The sequence below is a fragment of the Basilea psittacipulmonis DSM 24701 genome (assembly GCF_000743945.1).
GTDB lineage: Bacteria > Pseudomonadota > Gammaproteobacteria > Burkholderiales > Burkholderiaceae_B > Basilea > Basilea psittacipulmonis.
In genome coordinates, this window is sequence record NZ_CP009238.1 from 731006 (window position 1) to 751485 (window position 20480).

The 20480-nt window shown below is 40.3% G+C and carries 22 protein-coding genes and 1 tRNA gene; 12 read left to right on the plus strand and 11 right to left on the minus strand.

Translation table 11 applies throughout. From position 1 onward, the window contains the following. The 10 genes from IX83_RS03155 to IX83_RS08965 all read right to left on the minus strand — a co-directional run bounded on the left by IX83_RS03155 (position 1) and on the right by IX83_RS08965 (position 7789). Complete coding sequence (locus tag IX83_RS03155) at positions 1-573, minus strand: HIT family protein (RefSeq protein ID WP_051919199.1); 573 nt, start codon at positions 571-573, stop codon at positions 1-3. 1 nt (position 574) lies between these two features. After that, complete coding sequence (gene trpC / locus IX83_RS03160) at positions 575-1360, minus strand: indole-3-glycerol phosphate synthase TrpC (RefSeq protein ID WP_038499101.1); 786 nt, start codon at positions 1358-1360, stop codon at positions 575-577. 4 nt (positions 1361-1364) lie between these two features. Then, positions 1365-2384: an anthranilate phosphoribosyltransferase gene (trpD, locus tag IX83_RS03165; RefSeq protein WP_038499104.1), complete on the minus strand. Its 1020-nt coding sequence runs from the start codon at positions 2382-2384 to the stop codon at positions 1365-1367. Positions 2385-2392: 8 nt separating this feature from the next. Next, complete coding sequence (locus IX83_RS03170; RefSeq protein WP_038499107.1) at positions 2393-2959, minus strand: anthranilate synthase component II; 567 nt, start codon at positions 2957-2959, stop codon at positions 2393-2395. A 27-nt stretch (positions 2960-2986) separates the two neighbouring features. Next, positions 2987-4507 carry an anthranilate synthase component I gene (gene trpE, locus IX83_RS03175; protein ID WP_038499110.1) on the minus strand — a complete coding sequence of 507 codons (1521 nt, stop codon included), beginning with the start codon at positions 4505-4507 and terminating at the stop codon, positions 2987-2989. A 238-nt stretch (positions 4508-4745) separates the two neighbouring features. After that, entirely contained in the window at positions 4746-5414 is a 669-nt protein-coding gene (locus tag IX83_RS03180) for a phosphoglycolate phosphatase (protein ID WP_038499113.1), read from the minus strand. After that, positions 5411-6088 carry a ribulose-phosphate 3-epimerase gene (gene rpe / locus IX83_RS03185; RefSeq protein WP_038499117.1) on the minus strand — a complete coding sequence of 226 codons (678 nt, stop codon included), beginning with the start codon at positions 6086-6088 and terminating at the stop codon, positions 5411-5413. The genes IX83_RS03180 and rpe overlap by 4 nt, the downstream gene beginning before the upstream one ends. After that, complete coding sequence (locus IX83_RS03190) at positions 6075-6554, minus strand: dihydrofolate reductase (RefSeq protein ID WP_038499121.1); 480 nt, start codon at positions 6552-6554, stop codon at positions 6075-6077. Before IX83_RS03190 ends, rpe begins: the two co-directional genes overlap by 14 nt. Before the next feature lie 8 nt (positions 6555-6562). Beyond that, positions 6563-7360, minus strand: coding sequence for a thymidylate synthase (locus IX83_RS03195; RefSeq protein WP_038499124.1), 798 nt, complete (start codon positions 7358-7360; stop codon positions 6563-6565). A 6-nt stretch (positions 7361-7366) separates the two neighbouring features. Next, a complete protein-coding gene (locus IX83_RS08965; protein WP_236620620.1) occupies positions 7367-7789 on the minus strand; it encodes an OsmC family protein in 423 nt (140 codons plus the stop codon). 159 nt (positions 7790-7948) lie between these two features. On the opposite strand from IX83_RS08965, the gene coq7 reads away from it, so the two are divergent. Both coq7 and IX83_RS08540 read left to right on the plus strand, forming a co-directional pair. Then, entirely contained in the window at positions 7949-8614 is a 666-nt protein-coding gene (gene coq7, locus IX83_RS03205; protein WP_051919202.1) for a 2-polyprenyl-3-methyl-6-methoxy-1,4-benzoquinone monooxygenase, read from the plus strand. A gap of 318 nt (positions 8615-8932) precedes the next feature. Further along, a complete protein-coding gene (locus IX83_RS08540) occupies positions 8933-9985 on the plus strand; it encodes a glycosyltransferase (RefSeq protein ID WP_051919205.1) in 1053 nt (350 codons plus the stop codon). Here the strand turns inward: IX83_RS08540 and IX83_RS03215 are convergent. Next, on the minus strand, positions 9969-11345 hold the full coding sequence (locus IX83_RS03215) for a phosphomannomutase/phosphoglucomutase (protein WP_038499128.1): 1377 nt from the start codon (positions 11343-11345) through the stop codon (positions 9969-9971). The two genes, IX83_RS08540 and IX83_RS03215, sit on opposite strands and share 17 nt — an antisense overlap. Before the next feature lie 57 nt (positions 11346-11402). On the opposite strand from IX83_RS03215, the gene IX83_RS03220 reads away from it, so the two are divergent. The 10 genes from IX83_RS03220 (at position 11403) to ychF (ending at position 20475) form a co-directional block, all read left to right on the plus strand. Beyond that, positions 11403-12821 (plus strand): FAD-binding oxidoreductase, encoded by a 1419-nt coding sequence (locus IX83_RS03220; protein WP_038499131.1) that lies wholly within the window; start codon positions 11403-11405, stop codon positions 12819-12821. 124 nt (positions 12822-12945) lie between these two features. After that, positions 12946-14637: a hypothetical protein gene (locus IX83_RS03225; protein ID WP_143244782.1), complete on the plus strand. Its 1692-nt coding sequence runs from the start codon at positions 12946-12948 to the stop codon at positions 14635-14637. Further along, entirely contained in the window at positions 14627-15145 is a 519-nt protein-coding gene (locus IX83_RS03230) for a lipoprotein insertase outer membrane protein LolB (protein WP_038499137.1), read from the plus strand. Before IX83_RS03225 ends, IX83_RS03230 begins: the two co-directional genes overlap by 11 nt. 1 nt (position 15146) lies before the next feature. Then, on the plus strand, positions 15147-16034 hold the full coding sequence (gene ispE / locus IX83_RS03235; protein ID WP_038499140.1) for a 4-(cytidine 5'-diphospho)-2-C-methyl-D-erythritol kinase: 888 nt from the start codon (positions 15147-15149) through the stop codon (positions 16032-16034). A gap of 108 nt (positions 16035-16142) precedes the next feature. Then, positions 16143-16219, plus strand: a tRNA-Gln gene (locus IX83_RS03240). 63 nt (positions 16220-16282) lie between these two features. Then, the gene (locus IX83_RS03245; protein WP_038501463.1) at positions 16283-17221 is read left to right on the plus strand and encodes a ribose-phosphate pyrophosphokinase; all 939 of its coding nucleotides are present in this window, start codon (positions 16283-16285) and stop codon (positions 17219-17221) included. A gap of 78 nt (positions 17222-17299) precedes the next feature. Beyond that, positions 17300-17917, plus strand: coding sequence for a 50S ribosomal protein L25/general stress protein Ctc (locus IX83_RS03250; protein WP_038499143.1), 618 nt, complete (start codon positions 17300-17302; stop codon positions 17915-17917). 129 nt (positions 17918-18046) lie between these two features. Then, entirely contained in the window at positions 18047-18628 is a 582-nt protein-coding gene (gene pth / locus IX83_RS03255; RefSeq protein WP_038499146.1) for an aminoacyl-tRNA hydrolase, read from the plus strand. Next, positions 18628-19371, plus strand: coding sequence for a CPBP family glutamic-type intramembrane protease (locus IX83_RS03260; protein ID WP_038499147.1), 744 nt, complete (start codon positions 18628-18630; stop codon positions 19369-19371). The genes pth and IX83_RS03260 overlap by 1 nt, the downstream gene beginning before the upstream one ends. Positions 19372-19383: 12 nt before the next feature. Then, positions 19384-20475, plus strand: a complete 1092-nt coding sequence (ychF, locus tag IX83_RS03265) for a redox-regulated ATPase YchF (protein ID WP_038499150.1) — start codon at positions 19384-19386, stop codon at positions 20473-20475. The last annotated feature ends 5 nt before the right edge of the window (positions 20476-20480 follow it).

Sequence of the window (20480 nt, forward strand, 5' to 3'; positions counted from 1 at the left end):
TTATGAATATTTTCGATTATTGGGCAGTTTTGTTAGAAATTCAACATCCTCTTCGTCATCATGTTCTTCATCGTCTAGATCATCTTCATCGGTGCCGATAGTGATAAGGCCAGATTCCAAAAGAGCACCGTAATGTTTGCTGAGGTCTTCCATCAGTTCAGTCAATGCATCACGATAAAGAAGGTGTAAATTTTCTTGTTCTAAAAGATACCGTTCATCAACGGGTCGCAATAAGTGAGGATGAAAATAAGCCTCTGGAAATTTAGGATCGTTTGAGTAACGAGGAATAATATGCCAATGAAGATGCGGTACTTTATTGCCAAACTGAGCCAAATTTACCTTATCAGCTTTTAGTAAATGTTTTTGGACTTCTTCTATAACGACCATGACCTTAAATAAGTAAATTTGGTCAATCGCACTTAAATCACTCATTTCTTTGGCATGTTCTTTCCAGATGACTTTCGTGTAATTCGGAAAATGAGGATCTTGTCCAAAGACGACGCGAAGTTTATGATTCTCCCAGATAATGTCTTGAGATTTATCGGGCTGGCATAGTAGGCAGGATGGGTTCATATTAGTGTCCAATTAGTTTTTTTAAGGCCAAAGCAACATCGTTTTGTCGCATTAAACTTTCGCCGACTAAAAAGCCATAAACGTGATGATTCATCATCATGATAACGTCATCGTGATGTTTGATGGCACTTTCGGTAATCACCATTTTATCATCTGGAATTAAAGGTAATAAAGAAAGCGTGGTTTCTAAAGTAGTTTCAAACGTTTTTAAATTGCGATTATTGATACCTAGTAAACGAGTGTTTAAAGTCAACGCAGTTTCTAATTCTTTCTCATCATGAATTTCCACCAGCACATCTAAATGAAGTTCATGAGCGTAAGAAGCCAACTCTTGTAATTGTGTTGGTGACAACGCCGCCACAATTAGCAAAATAGCATCTGCCCCCAATGCACGAGCGTGGGCGATTTGCAAAGGATCTATCATGAAATCTTTTCGTAAAACAGGCAGATGACAATGCTCTTTGACAAGACGAATGTACGATTCATGTCCTTGAAAATAGCGTTCATCGGTAAGTACAGATAAACAGGTAGCACCGCCGTCTTCATACGCCTGAGCAATTTCTGCGGGTTTAAAATCTTCTCGAATCAGTCCTTTTGAGGGAGAGGCCTTTTTAACTTCAGCGATGACAGCAGGTTTTTTCTCTGCTAAACGAGACAGCATGGCTCGTTCAAAACCTCTGGTGGGTGTCAAACATAAGGATTCAAGGTCTTTTACAGAAAATCTTTTTTTGAGTTCAAGAATTTCTTCTTTTTTGGTATCCAGTATTTTATCTAAATAAGTATTCATGGCTTTATGCGGCGTGGAATTGACAAAAGTGTTGAAAATACTGTTTAGCTTGACCCGTTTCAATCATTTCAGTGGCTTTAACAATACCTTCTTGAATGCTATTGGCCTGATTTCCTGCATAGATAGCCAAACCTGCGTTATATATCACAATATCTCTGGCGACACCTGCTTGGTTATCCAAAACATCTCTAATCATTTGAGCCGATTCTTGAGCGTTTTCCACGACTAATGCTTGTAATGAATCAACTGTGTTTAGTCCGAAATCATGAGGATGAATGCGATATTCAGCAATCTCACCGTCTTTTAGTTCGCCTACTAAGGTATGACCGCATAAAGTCGCTTCGTCTAAACCATCTTCACCGTGAATCACCAAGACGTGTTGAGATCCGAGTTGTTTGAGTACTCTGACCTGAATTCCCACCAAGTCTGGATGAAAAACCCCCATGAGTTGGTTGGCCGCACGAGCAGGGTTGGTCAAAGGGCCCAAAATATTAAAAATAGTTTTAACGCCAAGTAATTTTCGTACTGGCGCAACATATTTCATCGCACTGTGATGGCGAGGGGCAAACATAAAGCCAATACCCGTTCGTTCGATACTTTCTTTGATTTCTTCAGGAGTTAAATCAAGTTTGACTCCCAATGCTTCTAATACATCAGCACTTCCACTAGAACTTGATGCACTTCGATTACCATGTTTAGCGATTTTCACGCCTGCTGCGGCAGCAACAAACATCGTGGCGGTTGATATATTGAATGTCTTCATTCCATCTCCACCTGTGCCACACAAGTCTAATAGCTGTTCGGGATGAGGTACATCAACCTTGGTGGAAAATTCTCGCATCACCGTCGCCGCCGCCGTGATTTCTCCAATGGTTTCTTTTTTGACTCTTAATCCCATTAGTAATGCAGCCATAACAGATTCTGGCATCACACCAGACATCATTTGTCGCATTAAACTGAGCATTTCGTCATGAAAGATTTCACGATGCTCGATACAACGGGTTAGTGCTTCATGGTAATTCATTGAACATCCTATTTGATCAGTAAAAAGTTCTTTAATAATGCGTGTCCATGTTCAGAAAGAATGGATTCTGGGTGAAATTGGACACCAAAAATAGGGAGTGTTTTATGTGCCAATCCCATAATTTCGCCATCGTCGGTATGAGCTGTGATGCTCAGACAATCAGGCAAACTGTCTTTATCGACGGCTAATGAATGGTAACGAATCACGGTAAATGGCGAGGGGATATCTTTAAATACATCTGTGCCCGTATGGGTGATTAAAGAAGTCTTGCCGTGCATAATTTCTTTTGCTCGGACGACCTTTCCACCAAAAGCTTGTCCAATCGCTTGGTGACCCAAACACACGCCTAATATGGGTTTCTTTCCTTTAAAATGTTCAATGACCGCTAAACTAATTCCAGCTTGATCGGGATCGCAGGGGCCGGGTGAGATGCAGATGCGATCAGGGTTTAATGCTTCAATTTCCGCTATGGTAGTTTCGTCATTTCGGCGAACGACCACCTGTTCACCTAACTCTCCAAAATACTGAACTAGGTTGTAAGTAAAGGAGTCATAGTTATCTAACATGAGTAACATCGTAAACCTCTTTCTAAAAAATCTTGCTTAGATAGGTTGGTCAAGTCCGTATTGAACTTGTTCAGCAGCTCTAAGTACAGCACGTGCTTTATGTTCAGTTTCCTGCCATTCTTTTTCAGGATCAGAATCCGCCACAATGCCTGCAGAAGCTTGTACGTAAAGCATGCCATCTTTGATAATGGCAGTACGAATTGCAATGGCTAAGTCCATCGTGCCATTGTAGCTAATATAGCCTGCAGCACCACCATAAATACCTCGTCTGACAGGTTCTAACTCATCGATAATCTCCATCGCTTTCACTTTAGGGGCACCAGTCAAGGTACCTGCAGGGAACGTGGCACGTAAGATATCAATTGCATTCATGCCTTGTTTTAATTTGCCTTTGACATTAGAAACTAAGTGCATAACATGGGAGTAGTTTTCGATAACCATCTGATCGGTAACGGTGACCGAACCTATTTCAGCAACACGTCCAATATCATTTCGTGCTAAATCAATTAACATGACGTGTTCCGCTCTTTCTTTAGGATCGTTGAGTAGATCTTGGGCCAGCATTTTATCTTCGGCTGGGGTTTCTCCACGACGACGAGTGCCTGCTAAAGGTCGGATCACAACATTTGTTTCTTCTTTCAACTCTTCATTTAACACCACTTCTTGACGTACTAAAATTTCTGGCGATGAACCAACGACTTGGAAGTCTCCAAAATTCCAGAAATACATGTAAGGAGAGGGGTTTAATGAACGTAACGAACGGTAAAGAGATAAAGGTGCATCTCTAAAAGGTTTAGCGATCACTTGGCCAACTTGGACTTGCATGAGATCGCCTGCTTCAATATGTGCTTTGGCCTTTTTGACAGCATTTAAATAATCTTCTTTTTTGAAATCGCGAATTTCTTCGGTGACTAAACTGGCTAGACTGTAAGGAATTTCAACGGGTTTTCGCAAATTCATTCTCAGTTCGATCAAACGCTTTTGAGCTTTTGTATAGCTTTCTTCTACGCTAGGATCGACATAAATAACCAAATAAGTGCGTCCAATGACATTATCGACAATCACTAATTCATCTACTTGCATTAATAAAATGTCTGGCACGCCTTTCATGTCTTTTGGCCAAGGTTTAACAGCAGGGCCTAAACTGGGTTCAATATGACGAACTGTGTCATAACCAAAATATCCTGCCAGACCTCCCGCAAAACGTGGTAAACCAGGAGATAAACGTACTTTAAATCGTTCTTGGTATTGTTTGATAAATTCAAGGGGATCGCCTTCGTGACGCTCGACGACTTCATCATCCGTGACCACTTCGGTGATATTTCCTGTGGAACGAATAAAAGTCTTAGCAGGCAAACCAATAAAGGAGTAACGTCCAAATCGTTCACCGCCGACTACAGATTCTAATAAACAGCTCATGCGTCCATGTCTTTTGTCGCTATGGGCTAGTTTTAGATAAATGCCTAAAGTCGTATCAAGATCGGCATAAGTTTCTTGGACAATCGGAATACGGTTGTATCCTTGGGCGGCGAGTGCGTTAAATTCAATTTCTGTCATATCTGGTCTCTCTTATCAGGTTACATGACCAGGTATGAAAAAACCCGGTCATCAATACCGGGAATGCAATACTATACTGCTTATACAGCTAGACCCGCATTCCCAAGCATGCACCAACGCCAGTAATAAGCGCTATTAATACGAGCAAGATGAGTTTGCGGTTTCATTTCTTTATAGTCTAAAACGATTAAAAACATTTCTATACTAGCGAATAAAATAAAAATGGTCAAGCTAATTTTTAGTTTTGCACAATATAATCAATCACACCTCTTAAATCTTGGATAAATGCAGTAGGATTCAAGTCAGATAGTGATTTGCCCTCTGTGTAGCCATAAGGCAATAACAATACATCCATCTGTGCAGCTTGGGCGGCAAGCGTGTCATTTTCTGAATCCCCAACAAACACGACTTCTGAAGCAGTAAGATTTAATGTTTCTAATGCGTATAAGATTGGGGCTGGATGCGGTTTTTCATGCTCACAGGTATCACCACAAACCAATAGGTCAAAGTAGTGATCAAGTTGAAATTTCTTTAAAAGGTCTGGCGTAAAAGCAGATGGCTTATTGGTCACGAGTGCCAAGGTCACACCCATGGAATAAAGGGTATCCAAGGTTTCTCGCGTGTATGGATAGAGAGTGGCTTTTTCACCATTGTGTTGTCGATAGTATTGTCTAAAAAGCTGTAGTGCGGGTTCAAGCACGTCTTTATCGACTTCATAATGTGTAATATCGTTGCTTAAACAGCGGGCAACTAGGGTTCTAGCTCCTTTGCCCAAAAATGCTTGGATTCTTGATTCTGGCAAAATAGGGCGTTGAAGCTCGGCCAACATTTTTTGGCAAGCCAGTGCAACATCAGGGACACTATTGATTAACGTGCCATCTAGGTCAAAAAATACAGCTTTCTTCATTGTGTTAAACGGTGCATTTCAGTAATGACATCTTCATAATTATCGGCGTTAAAAATCGCTGAACCTGCTACAAAAGTATCCGCACCTGCTTCATAGATATCGCGAATATTGCTGGTTTTTACGCCACCATCAACTTCTAGGAAAATATTTTGTCCGCCTTGATCGGTCCATTGTTGGATTTTTGAACGAGCTTGTCTGATTTTGTTTAGGGTGGCAGGAATGAAACTTTGTCCCCCAAACCCTGGGTTTACCGACATCAGCAAAACCATGTCCAATTTGTCCATTACATAATCCATATAACTTAATGGTGTAGCGGGGTTAAATACCAGACCCGCCTTGCAACCATGGTCTTTAATCAGTTGTAACGTTCTATCGATATGTTTGCTGGCTTCTGGATGAAAGGTGATATAGTCCGCTCCTGCTTTTGCAAACTCTGGGATCAAACTATCCACAGGTTCAACCATAAGGTGCACGTCGATTGGGGCTTTCGTATAAGGTCTAATGGCTTTTAAAACCATGGGGCCAATCGTTAAGTTCGGCACATAATGGTTATCCATCACATCAAAATGAATCCAATCAGCACCGGCTTGGATCACATCACTGACTTCTTTTCCTAAGCAGGCAAAATCAGCAGATAAAATACTGGGGGCAATACGGATATTAGGATTTTTCATAGCGTACAAAAGAAAAGTGAATATTGTTTTCAGGTTCTTGAACTTGTTCGGATACTTTTTTCCATTCATCACTTAAAGGAGGGAAAAAAGCGTCGCCATCAGGGGTAAGGTCGATTTCTGTTGCATAGATGGTGTCCGCTACATCCAAAGCTTGTTTAAAAATCTGTTCGCCCCCAATAATAAACACTTGAGGACAGTCTTGAGTCATGGTCAATGCCTCAGCCAAAGAACTTGCGTGTTCAGCTGAGTCTGCCTGCCAGTTTGGGTTGCGAGAGATGACGATATTACGTCGTCCTGGCAGGGGGCGACCCAATGAGTCCCAAGTTTTTCTACCCATGATGATTGGACATCCCATGGTGGTTTGTTTGAAAAATTGTAAATCGGCTTTCAGTTGCCAAGGCAGTTGGTTATTGACTCCAATGACTCGATTTTTGGCATAAGCAACAATACATGCAATCTTTGACATAATGGTCCTTATACAGCAACAGCTGCTTTGATATGAGGATGAGATTGGTAGTTTTCGATTTCAAAATCCTCATAGGTATAACTAAAAATATCTTTAGGCTTGCGTTTTATGCGTAGTTGAGGGTAAGGGTAGGGGGTACGACTTAATTGTAATTTTGCTTGTTCAATATGATTGTCGTAAAGATGGCAATCACCGCCTGTCCAAATAAAATCGCCCACCTCTAAATCGCATTGTTGAGCGACCATATGAGTTAATAAAGCATAGCTGGCAATATTGAAAGGCACACCCAAGAAAATGTCTGCACTACGTTGGTATAGCTGACAAGAGAGTCGATTATCAGCAACATAAAACTGAAAGAGTGCATGACATGGAGGCAGTTTCATATGAGGAATCTCGCCCACGTTCCATGCCGATACGATTAATCTTCTCGAATCAGGGGTCTGCTTAATGTTGTCGATTAATTGGCTGATTTGATCGATATGTTCGCCATTTGCTGTTGGCCAAGAACGCCACTGTACGCCATAAATAGGACCTAGGTCGCCATTTTCATCAGCCCATTCATCCCAAATCGTCACACCGTGTTCGTGCAACCATTTGATATTGGAATCACCGTTTAAAAACCAAATTAGTTCATTAAAAATGCTTTTGGTATGTAGTTTTTTGGTGGTGATAAGCGGAAAACCATCTTGTAGATTAAAACGCATTTGGTAGCCAAAAACTGAACGCGTCCCTGTGCCAGTGCGATCGCTTTTGTGGGTACCCTGTTCAAGCACGTGTTGCATGAACGTTTCGTATTGGTTATTCATAAAAGGTTATCCTTTGATCTGATATTCGTAACTAACGGTGGCCGTTTTGGATAACATGGCCATGGCTGAACAGTATTTGCTTAAACTTAATTCAATCGCACGCGTCACTCGCTGTTCGCTGAGATTCTCGCCAGTGACCGTAATGATTAAATGTATTTTGGTAAAAACTTGAGGTGGTGTGGGTGCACGTCCTGCTTGAATATCCACTTCACAGTCTGTTAATACTTGACGTGCTTTTTCCAAAATACTAACGATATCGACTGACATACAGCCTGCGGCACCGATTAACAACAACTCCATGGGTCTTGCCCCTTCATTATGACCACCGTGATCGGGTGATAAGCCCATGGTGATAGGATGTCCTGACCCTGAAGTAGCGTGAAATACCTTTGATTCTTTATGGTTCCATTTAACAAGTGATTTCATCATATAAATTCTGTGTGAAAAGGTAAAAGATGATTGAAAGATGGATTAATTATACAAGCATATAACTTTAATCCTATACAGACACGTATAATTTTAGGGAAATCGAGTTCTTTAGGGTACAATGAACAGGATTTGTTTGGAAGTTTAAAGGAATTTTGTACGATGAATATGATGCAAACCACACAACAAAGACCGTTAACTCCTCTAGATAAGTTATTTGTGGAAGTCTCAAAAGCCATGGAAATTTTATCTGGATCGGTAAGGGGGACGAGGGCAAATCCAGCTGGTCCAGTACAAGCAGATGACCCAGTACTAACGCCAGCGGAACAACGTCATGCCGCAGGACTCATGCGTATTAATCACGTCGGTGAAATATGTGCCCAAGCCTTATACAGAGGACAAGCATTGGTGTGCAAAGATCCAACGATTCATCATGTACTGATGCATGCGGCCTCAGAAGAGGTAGATCATCTGGCATGGTGTTATGATCGCATCACTGAGCTTAACAGTCGTCCTAGTTTATTGAATCCATTTTGGTATGCGGGATCATTTGCTTTAGGCGTGGTGGCTAGTGTGACGGGTACTGCTAGAAACATGGGCTTTATGGCAGAGACAGAGCGTCAAGTGGAAGCTCATTTGAATCATCATTTAGAAACATTACCGCCCCAAGACATTCGCTCACGCAAAATTGTTACCCAGATGCGAGACGATGAAATTAATCACGCTAACACAGCAATTGCTCATGGCGGAGTGGAACTTCCAGCACCAGTAAAAGTAGCGATGAAGCTGATGTCAAAAGTGATGACTACTTTGGCATATCGCATATAAGATCAAGTGGGTAGCGATAATATGTTTCATGTTTTGCAATATTTTTGTTGTTATTTTTCAAAATAAACGAGTGGATTGAGAAAAGCAAATGGAAGTATCTTGCAATGCAGTGAAATCTAATATTATAATACCCTTAGTTCAGAAGAAATAAGTTCTTCTACGAGATTGTCTCCTCCACCCTCCTCCTTTGGTGGATATTTTCCCTGACTGCTTTTGTAGTCAGGGATTTTTTTTGCTTGGCCAGGGACGGATTTGTTCTATCCGTTTAAACACTATAAAATAGTAAAAATTTTTACTTGAATTGATAAAGAGTTATTAATGAAAATTGTATATTATGTAGATGCTAACCAAAGTGACGAAAAATCATGGTTGACTTCTAAGTTAATTCAAGCAGATCATGGGGCAGAAGTATGTGTTTTTGCTCCATCTCAGAATAAATTGTCTTCTATAAAAATCCCCGAAGGTGTTAAAAAATATATCCTCAAAAGGAATTTAAAAAATTTCTTTTTATCAGACATGAAGCGTCTTCAACGAGCCATGCAGGAAATTAAACCTGATGTCATTGTTGTGATGAGTGGGGCTTTAAAGGTACTGAACACCTTGTCAGAAGCGAAGTATCAGGTAATTGCGTGGGCTGATGAAGAAAATTTAACATTACCCGCCTCCAAAGCAGCACTTTACGAAAAATATGTGCGACTTATCGTTCCTAACAATTATTTATTAAATTGGTATCAAGAACATTTTCCAAACATACGCGTCAGTCTTATCAATGAACCGATTCGATTGGAATTTCCAAAAGGCGATAAGATTAAAGATACAACAAAAAGATTAAAACATCGTTTATTATGCGTGGGAAAATTAGAATCCAGTAAACGATTTGATTTGTTGATAACTGCTTTTTCGCAAGTGTGCGATATTATCAAAGATTGGGAACTGGTGATTGTTGGAGAGGGGGCAGAAAAAACAAGATTACAAGCACATATCCAATCTTTAGAGTTAAACGATCGCGTGTTTTTAGTGGGTGAGGCTGATAATATCGTTCAGTGGTATGAATCCGCGGATATTTATTTATTGGCTGCGATGAATGAGGGAATATCAAGAAGTCTGTTAGATGCGATGTCTTTTGGATTGCCATCCATTGTGGTGAAATCAGATATGGGAGCAAGTGAAATCGTTCGACATGGCGTTGATGGTTTTATTGTGCCAGCAGAAGCTGATGTTATTGCCCAACGAATGGCAGAACTTATGGTTAATGAAGAACTCCGTCAAGCCATGTCAGTACGAGCCAAAGATGTCTGCGATCGTTACAGTGAACATCGCAGTAGAATGCTTTGGCGTCATTTATTGGATACGATTAAAAAGGAAGTTTAATATGAGGGGCTACTTCTTGAAGGGCCTCTCTAAAAATATGTTGAATCCTTTCTAGTGCTTGAGGGGTTTCTGCCTCAAATCGTAAGACAATAACGGGCGTGGTATTGGATGCACGTGCCAAACCAAAACCATCTGAGTACTCAGCTCTGACACCGTCAATATAAATACATTTCTCAGCATTGAATTTAGGATAACGTTGTAATGCTTCAATAATGGGAAACGCTTCACCCTCATTTAACTGAATTTTAAGTTCGGGGGTTGAAATATCTTTGGGAAGACTTTCTAAAACATCGCTAGGATGCGGGTATTGGGATAGGATCTCTAATAAGCGGGCCCCAGCATAAAGTCCATCATCAAAACCATACCATCTTTCTTTGAAAAAGATATGTCCGCTCATCTCGCCCGCTAATTCTGCTTGAGTTTCCGCTAATTTTGCCTTAATTAGAGAATGTCCTGTTTGAGACATAATGGCGGTAGCACCTAGTTTTTCAACGGCTAAGGCAAGGTGGCGTGTGCATTTTACGTCATAAATAATTTTGGCTTGGGGATGACGTTTGATAAGGTCTTGAGCAAAAAGAATGAGCTGACGATCGGGCCAAATAATTTCGCCATGTTTAGTGACCACGCCTAAACGGTCGCCATCTCCATCAAAGGCCAAGCCAAATTCAGCATCACTATGTTGCACATGATGAATCAAATCGACTAGGTTTTTAGGATCGGCAGGGTCTGGATGATGGTTGGGAAAGGTGCCGTCTGACTCACAAAATAAGGCATCGACTTCACAACCCATGGCACGATAAAGAACAGGAGCAACCTTGCCCGATACAGCGTTACCACAGTCGATCGCAATTTTTAAAGGACGTTTAACGTTGACATCTGAGATAATGCGTTGGATATAATCTTCGCAAGGATTGTAAAAACGACTAGTGCCTTTAGTGCTAGCTACCACGGATGTCTTTACTTTTAGCATTGCGTCTCGAAGTGCCTGAATATCTTGACCATGTAACGTGACGTGGTTCATCATCATTTTAAAACCGTTGTATTCAGTAGGATTGTGGCTACCTGTGATGGCTACACAAGCTCCTTTGTGCTGCGAATACGTGACAAAATAAACCAAAGGTGTAGGAACTTCGCCCAACATAAGCGTATTAGTGCCACTGTCGTGAATGCCATTTGCTAATGCTTGAGCCAGTTGTGGGCTACTGATACGATTATCGTGTCCGATGACAATTTCAGCTAATTGGTGTTCTTTAGCTTGTTGACCTAAGACTCGTCCTAATAAATAAGCAAATTCAGGGTTTAATTGTTCTAGCACAATTCCACGAATATCGTATGCTTTGAAAACAGCTTGAGCAATCACGGTTCATCCTTTAGTAGTGGTAATATATGATGAGATGAATTATAACAAAGGTCTTTTATGCAAGTAAGAAAAGATTTGATCCAAATAGTGGGGCAACCCTATGTGTTAGATGAAGCAAATATGGAAAAATATTTGCTTGATTGGAGGGGGAGAATCTCGGGACGGGCGATAGCAGTCGTTTTGCCAGGGAATAAACAAGAATTGATCCAAGTTGTAAATTATTGTCAGGAAAAAAACATTCCAATAACGACACAAGGTGGTAATACAGGCTTATGCGGTGGTTCGATTCCTGATCAAAGTGGCCAGTCTATAGTGATCGTCACACAACGAATGAATCGTATAGTAGATATTGATGTGATTAATGAAACGATAACAGTTGAGGCGGGCTGTACACTGAAAGATGTACAGGATGCAGCCAAAACCGTATCGAAGTTATTTCCGTTAAGTTTAGCATCTGAGGGAAGTTGTACGATTGGTGGCAATATCGCCACGAATGCAGGAGGAACTCAGGTGTTGCGTTATGGAACCATGCGAGATTTAGTACTGGGACTTGAAGCCGTGATGCCAGATGGCAGCTTGTATGAGGGGCTCAAAGGCCTGCGAAAAGATAATACGGGTTACAGCTTAAACAATTTATTGATAGGTAGTGAGGGGACTTTGGGGATTGTCACCGCAGCGACATTAAAGCTGTTTCCTATGCCAAAAAGTCAACGTACGGCTATGGTATGCGTGTCAACTCCTGCTAAGGCTTTGGAGTTATTACATTTGGCCAAAGCCCGCCTAGCAAGTGGTTTGACGGCGTTTGAACTGATCGCTCAGACCTGTCTTCATGCGGTGACGACTTTGTTTCCAGAACAAAAAAATCCTTTTGTGGACGAGTCATCACGTCAATCCGAATGGTTTGTATTGCTGGAACATTCTGATTTTGAAGGTGATGAACATGCTTATGAACAATTAAGTCGTTTGCTGTCTCAAGCGATGGAAGAAGACATAATTAGTGATGCGGTCATTAGTCAATCGATACAGCAGTCTCGTAGGCTATGGCATTTAAGAGAATCGATTCCTTTGGCAGAAAAAGCATTAGGGAAGGCGGTTAAAAACGATATTTCATTGCCAATCTCTGGTATTGATGATTTTATTCAAACAACGAATGCCTTGTTACAAGAGGCTTTTCCTGGATGCAAACATATTATTTTTGGCCATTTAGGCGATGGTAATTTGCATTATAATGTCGGTCCTTCATCAAAAGCTGATCCACAGTTTGTAGAGAAGTATCAAGATCAAATTTTTAAAATAGTTTGGGATAATGTGGCAAAATACAATGGAAGCATTTCTGCTGAGCATGGTATCGGTTCCTTGAAAAAAGATTACTTGCCCAGATATAAGTCTGCGGTTGAATTGAATTTGATGAAAAAAATTAAACAAGCATGGGATCCGAAAGGGTTGATGAATCCTGGTAAATTATTGTCGAATTGACGATGGCCTAAAATAGCGATAAATCATTGAATGGACGGGGTGGTGGGATAAAAAATGATGATAGGTCATTAGATGTCGCAGTCAATACTGGCGACTTCATCCTGTTCTAGCATATAATCTTTTCATGAATAAAAAGATATTTTATACTTACCGTATGAAACATAAAATCGCGACTTTCTTGGTCCTTGCGGGCTTTTTTGTAAATCTATCTTACGCGAATATCGCGATGAGTGATCGAGATTTACAAGTAAATTTTGAACAAGCAGTTGATAAACATGACTATACACTCATGGGTGAGTATGCTTTAGAATTAGCAAAACGACTTAAAGACCCAGCATACGCCGAAAAAGCCACTATTATTTATCAAGGTAAACAAGACTATAATTTAATGCTTGAATCTGCTAGATTATGGTTGCATTTTGCTCCAAATAATCCAGAGGCTAAAAAAGTATTAAATTTCGCTATGTTGATGACTCAAGACACAGAGGTATCGATAGAACGATTAAAAAAAGAATTATTAGCCTCCTCTGATCCCTTGGCATTGATTGATGAATACTATGATCTCATGGACGTTCCAGATGTTTCAATCTCCGATAATGTCAAGTTGTTAGAGATTTTTAAAGGCATATTGACAGACGATTTATTTAATCAGACAAAAGTTCAGATTTATTTGGCACGATTGGCTTATTTGGCTAATGATCTTGAAACGGCCCAAAAAGCGATGCTGACCGCTAAACGATTGGCAGATGGAGATAGGGTTTTTGCATTTAGTATTCTTGAATTAGATGTTTTTGAACCTCAAGAAACCATTGATTTTGCCATGAATTATCTTAGTACGCATAAGGATGATGCTTATTTTGTCAAAGAGCTTATTCATTATATGCTTCGTTTCCCAGAACATTCATTGGCCTACGTGCCTTTGTTAAATGAATGGTACCCTGGTAAGACTTGGTTGCCTTTAATTGAATTGCCTATTTTAGCTAACCTAAAAAAATATGATGATTTGCTTAAACAGGTTAAATTGAGGATGCAACAAAATGATGGTCAAAATAGCGATTTAAATGATACGCTTAATTCGTATCTGGCAGAGGCTTATTATGGATTAGGGCGTTATGAAGATTCCTTGGATGTTATTGATCATCAGCTTAAACCTGACTACTCGCATTTAATTACTTACGTGTATTTGAATGATTTATATCGCTTGGGTAAATACGACGATTTTGAAATCGCACTCAAAGAAAATGTGGATGTTTCATTTACCTATTCGGGGCAGGTGTTGGCCTTGGAGTATTTAATTTATCTGAAACGCCATGAAGCATTATCGGTAAAAGATATTGAAAGTAGTCTTGAAGAGTTGGATGACGATGAGCTATTTGCCTTTGTGAAACAGCTTTATGAAGAAAATGAAGCGTTGGATGAGGCAGTGAAATGTTTGGATATTTTATTAAAACGTGCCCCTTTTGATCCCGAGTGGAACAATATGTTGGCGACCATTAACTTGGTATTGGATGTTAATTTAGACAAGGGATGGTTATCAAATCAAACGGCATTATTATCCGAACAAAATAATCCAATCTTTGTGGGAACCCAATTGTTATATTTGTTTAAGTTTGGTGAAAAAGCTAAAGCACTGGAAGTTTTAAAACAAAATGAACGTATTTTGGAAAATCCTTATTTTATCCAAACGCTACTTAAAACCTTGGCTCGCCAAGAACCTAATGTCGCGATGCCTTTGTACAAAGAATTAAGTGCGGATTCACGATTTTCATTTTTGCGTTCTGATATGAATAAGATGGAGAAAATGAATGATCAATAAGATCATAAAATGGCCTTTGCTATTACTGGTTTTGTTTCTAACGGCTTGTTCAAGTCTTAAAAAGGCTGAAGAAACTCCCTCGCTGGTTAAAGAAGGACGCATTGCGGTTGTGGTAAGTCAGTTATTGCCTAAAAAACGTTCAGCTGATACGTTTAATTTTATGTGGCGTGATTTCGATCGTCGCACGCAGGAGCTGATATTTACGAATACATTAGGTATTACGGTTGCTAAGATTATAGATGATGGCCATAAAATCAGCGTCCAATCTGCTTTAGGCGATGATAAGGTTTTCTCAAGTTGGGATGAATTTAGCCAATATTACTTTGGTCAATTATTACCATTAGATCAAATTCGTCCGCTGTTTTATGGGGAAACGATTCATTTAAGCGAGCCTTGGAAAGTTGATACACTAGAATATAACCAAAAACAAGCGATTAAAAAACTTGTGGTGTCTTCAGATGATTTAAATGGTCGTCGAGTTAAATTAACGATTGTGGTCACAAAGTAATATGGAAACGATAAGCTTAACTTCTCCTGCTAAATTGAATTTGTTTTTGCATATTAATGGTCAGCTTCCTAATGGCTATCACGAACTACAAAGTGTTTTTGTGCCAGTGGGTTTAAGCGATACGATTCATTTGAAAAAAACAAGCGATGGCAAAATTAGAAGAGTCACGGATTTGCCTTTTGATGCGGAAAGTGACTTAATGGTTAAAGCGGCTAAATCGCTACAAGCTTATTATGATGTTAGCTTGGGAGTCGATATTTCGATCACTAAAAATATTCCGATGGGGGCAGGGTTAGGTGGCGGATCCAGTAATGCTGCAACGGTTTTGCGTGGTTTGTCTCAGCTGTGGGCGTTAGACGCGAGTGATGAAGTTTTGCATGAATTGGCCATTAAGTTGGGAGCCGATGTACCTTTCTTTTTGCAAGATAGTCCTGCTATTGTGGAGGGAATTGGAGAGAAAATTACGCCCATCTCTTTGCCGTCAGAATGGTGTTATATGATTGTCTGTCCTCATGCTCATATAGCGACTGCGACGATTTTTAACGATCCCGCTTTGCCGAAAAACGCAAGAAAATACACGCATGAAGAAATCGTTAAACGTTTAAATCACTACCAAAGTCATCGATCAGTGGTGTCGTTATTTGGTGAAAATATGTTAGAAGAAGTGGCTTTAAAACACTGTCCTGCTTTGAATGAATGGATGGAAAAAGCTTATTTCTCAACAGGGTCTTCTTTAAGATTGACGGGGTCAGGTTCGGCCTTATTTTTGGTGTTTGACGATATCGGACAGGCAAAAAAAGCGATGGATGATTTTTGTCTTCAATTGGATGCAGGGGTTGATAAGGTGGTCTTGTGTCAATCTCATCGTCCTCATATAAAAGAAAAATAGTCTATCTTGTGGTGTGTATGCAACAAAAAGGTAGGGGATAAGACTTTTGTGAGAGGATGACTTTACAAGTTAATTAAATGTCTTTATAATAGCAATCTTTATCGATATTGGGGTGTCGCCAAGCTGGTTAAGGCACCGGATTTTGATTCCGGCATGCGAAGGTTCGAATCCTTCCACCCCAGCCACTTCACTTATATCCTCTTGAAGAGATTTCTCTCATGACAGCGCTAAATACTCCTAATGACTTCATGATCTTTACAGGTACAGCGAACACTGAACTTGCTAAAGAGGTAGTCGAACATCTGAATATGCCTTTAGGTAAGATGACCGTTGGTCAGTTTTCTGACGGTGAAGCGATGGTTGAAATTCTAGAAAATGTTCGTGGTCGCGATGTTTTCGTTCTTCAGCCTACTTGTGCTCCTACGAATGATAATCTGATGGAAATGATGATTATGGTGGATGCACTTCGTCGTGCTTCGGCAGGTCGTATTACCGCCGCTATCCCTTATTTTGGTTATGCCCGTCAGGATCGTCGTCCACGTTCTGCACGTGTGGCAATTAGTGCGAAAGTCGTTGCTAATATGCTTCAGTCAGTAGGGGTGGATCGTATTTTAACGATGGACTTACATGCAGATCAGATTCAGGGCTTTTTTGATATTCCTGTGGATAATATTTACGCTTCACAGGTATTGATTGCGGATATGCGCAAAAAATACGCTCAGAAAGAGGATTTGGTTGTCGTATCCCCTGATATTGGTGGTGTTGTTCGTGCTCGTGCTACCGCTAAACAGCTAGGATGTGATTTGGCGATTATCGACAAACGTCGTCCACGTGCGAATGTATCTGAAGTGATGAACATCATCGGTGAAATTAAAGAACGTAAATGTATTATTGTGGATGATATGGTCGATACAGCGGGTACCTTGTGTAAAGCCGCTGAGGCATTGAAAGAAAGAGGGGCCACTGAAGTGTCGGCTTATTGTACTCACCCAGTTCTTTCTGGCCCTGCTATCGAAAGAATCAATACATCTGTACTAGACGAATTAGTTGTAACGAATACAATTCCTTTATCAGACGAAGCGAAAAAATCTGTTAAAATTCGTCAGCTGTCTTGTGCAGCATTGTTGGGTGAAACGATTTTACGTATTGCTCATACAGAATCTGTGAGTGCTTTATTTACTGAATAAGGTACTTTTTGGGGCCTAATACTGGTCGCGGTATTAGGCATTTGCCGTAAGGCGTTTTTTTTTATTTTGGAGTTTTCCATGAAGTTTAATGCAGTGACTAGAGGTGTTCAAGGATCGAGTGCGAGCCGCCGCCTTCGCCGTGCAGGTCGTTTACCTGGTATCGTTTATGGTGGTGGAGAGCCTGCTGTATCGATCGATCTTGATCATAACGAAATTTATTATGCACTACAAAAAGAAGCGTTTCACTCTTCTATCCTAGAATTATCTATTGATGGTAAAGTGGAACAAGTTTTATTGCGTGCATCACAATGGCACCCTTATAAACCACAAGTGCTTCACATCGATTTCCAACGTGTGAAAGCAGGTGAAATGTTAACGACATCTGTTCCATTACATTTCTTGAACGCAGAGATTTCTCCTGCTGTGAAAGAACAAGGTGCCCAAATTAACACCGTTATGAACGAAGTAGAAATCTCTTGCTTGCCTCGTCATTTACCAAGCCATATCGATGTTGATTTGTCTAAGATGAATGATGGCGACGTATTGACCGTTGCTAACTTGATCGCTCCTGAAGGCGTTCAGTTTACACATGTTGCTGATGAAAGTGCAGTGGTAGCGGTAGCTAGCGTGATTCAAGAAGCAGCATCTCAAGAGGATGCAGAAGCTACTCAAGAAGAAACAACAGCAGAAGCTTAATCATTCTTTTTTTACATCAGAGGCACCCCAAGGGGTGCCTTTATTTTTATTCTCAAATCATCTGAAAATACGATTGAATGCGAGATTTTTAGATGATGTATAATGTTAAGATTTATAAGAAACGAGGCTATGTCTATTAAATTAATAGTGGGCTTGGGTAATCCCGGAAAACAGTACGAAAAAACACGTCATAATGCAGGATTTTGGTTGTTAGATGATGTGGCGAACCATTTAGGGGTTTCATTTAAGCTTGAATCAGGATTTTTTGGTGAGGTGGCCAAAGTGATGATTCAGTCGCATCCTGTTTTCTTGTTGAAACCAACAACATTTATGAATCGTTCGGGACAGTCTGTTCGTGCGTTGAGCCAGTTTTACAAGATATCGCCAGAAGCGATCTTAGTGGTGCATGATGAGTTAGATCTACCGCCAGGTGAAGTGAAGTTAAAGAAAGGCGGCGGTCATGCAGGCCACAACGGTCTTAAAGATATTCAAGCACAGTTAGGTACGCCGAACTTTTGGCGATTACGTCTAGGCATTGGACATCCTAGAACCTTGGGGATGGCACAGCAAGTGTTTGATTATGTATTAAGTCCTCCTCGTAAAGAAGATCAGAATGAGATACAGGCCATGATCGATAAATCATATTGGGCAATTGAAAAAATAGTATTAGAACAGTTTGATGAGGCAAATCGAATACTAAGGGAAAAGTGATGTCGTACAAAAGAACGTTTCTTATCGAGTTATGTGATTTTTGGGAATTTTTAAAAAATCCTCGTACCGCGATTAAACGACCGTTACGCAACACAGGTCTATTTCGCCTGAATATGCCGATTTCGCTTTTGGTGAAATGGTTGTTTTTTGTATTGTTTGTGAATATTTTTATATTTGCACCTGTTTCTTTTCAAGCTGGTGAAAGGTTGGTGGGATCAGAATATGCGATGAGCCCTGAAATGTTTCAAGATGTCACCATTTTGTTTTATGCTATTTTCTTAGCCCCGCTGATTGAAGAAATGGTGTTTAGATATTCTTTGCGAGCACCTAAAATCATTTGGTGGTATTTTCCTTTGATTTTTCTTTGTTTGTTCCTGACTAAGAATAAGTTTATCTTATGCTTGGAGTTGATTTTATTGACAGGGGCGTTGTATTTTCAAGAAAAGAAAGTCAATATGGCCCGAGCCAAATTTGTTTACAAACATTATGGTATTATCGTTTTTTCAGTGATTTATTTGTTTGCGATGTTGCATGTGTTTAACTTCTCGTTTACAAATTTTACGACTGAGAAACTGCCGTTTCTCACGATGATAGTACTCCCCCAATTTTTTGCCGGTTTGGTGCTGAGCTTTATCAGAATTCGATCTGGCATCGTGGCTTCAATCGTATTGCATGTATTGAATAATGCCACGGCAACAGCAATGATATTGTTTTTTCTTTCGATGCAGAAAGAACTTGTATAAAGGATCAAAATTATGGCACTTCAATGTGGTATTGTAGGACTTCCTAATGTTGGAAAATCAACACTTTTTAACGCGTTAACAAAGGCGGGTATTGCAGCAGAGAATTATCCGTTTTGCACGATCGAGCCTAATGTTGGGATTGTGGAAGTTCCCGACCCTCGTTTAGATAAATTAGCTGAAATCGTCAAGCCTGAACGTGTGTTGCCTGCAACAGTTGAGTTTGTGGATATTGCAGGCTTGGTGGCAGGTGCCTCAAAAGGTGAGGGCTTGGGAAATCAGTTCTTAGCAAATATCCGTGAGACAGATGCGATTGTGCACGTGGTGCGTTGTTTTGAAGACGAGAACGTCGTGCATGTATCAGGGTCTGTTGATCCTTTACGAGATATAGAAGTGATTAACACCGAGTTAGCATTGGCCGATTTGGCTAGTGCTGAAAAAGCACTTCAGAAAGCCCAAAAAACGGCTCGTGCAGGCGATAAAGATTCCCAAAAACTTTGTGCGGTATTAGAACGTATTATTAATGTACTGAATGAAGCAAAATCCATTCGCTCGATGAGTTTAGATGATGAAGAAAAAGCTTTGATTAAAACATTTTGCTTTATCACGGCTAAACCAGCGATGTATGTTGCCAATGTTAAAGAAGATGGTTTTGACAATAATCCTTTCTTAGACAAAGTAAAAGCGTTTGCTGACCAAGAAAATGCCCCTGTGGTGGCCGTTTGTGCGGCGATCGAGGCTGAAATTGCGGATTTAGATGAGACGGATAAAGCTATTTTCCTAGAAGATATGGGAATGCAAGAACCTGGATTAAATCGCGTGATTCGTGCGGGCTTTAAACTATTAGGGCTACAGACTTACTTTACGGCTGGGGTTAAGGAAGTACGTGCATGGACGATTAAAATAGGCGACACGGCACCTAAGGCAGCAGGCGTGATTCACACCGACTTTGAACGCGGGTTTATTAGAGCTCAAACCATTTCTTACGAAGATTTTATCCAGTATAAAGGTGAACAAGGTGCTAAAGAAGCTGGAAAAATGCGAGCTGAAGGAAAAGACTATATTGTACAAGATGGAGATGTTTTAAACTTCTTATTTAATGTCTAATCAAA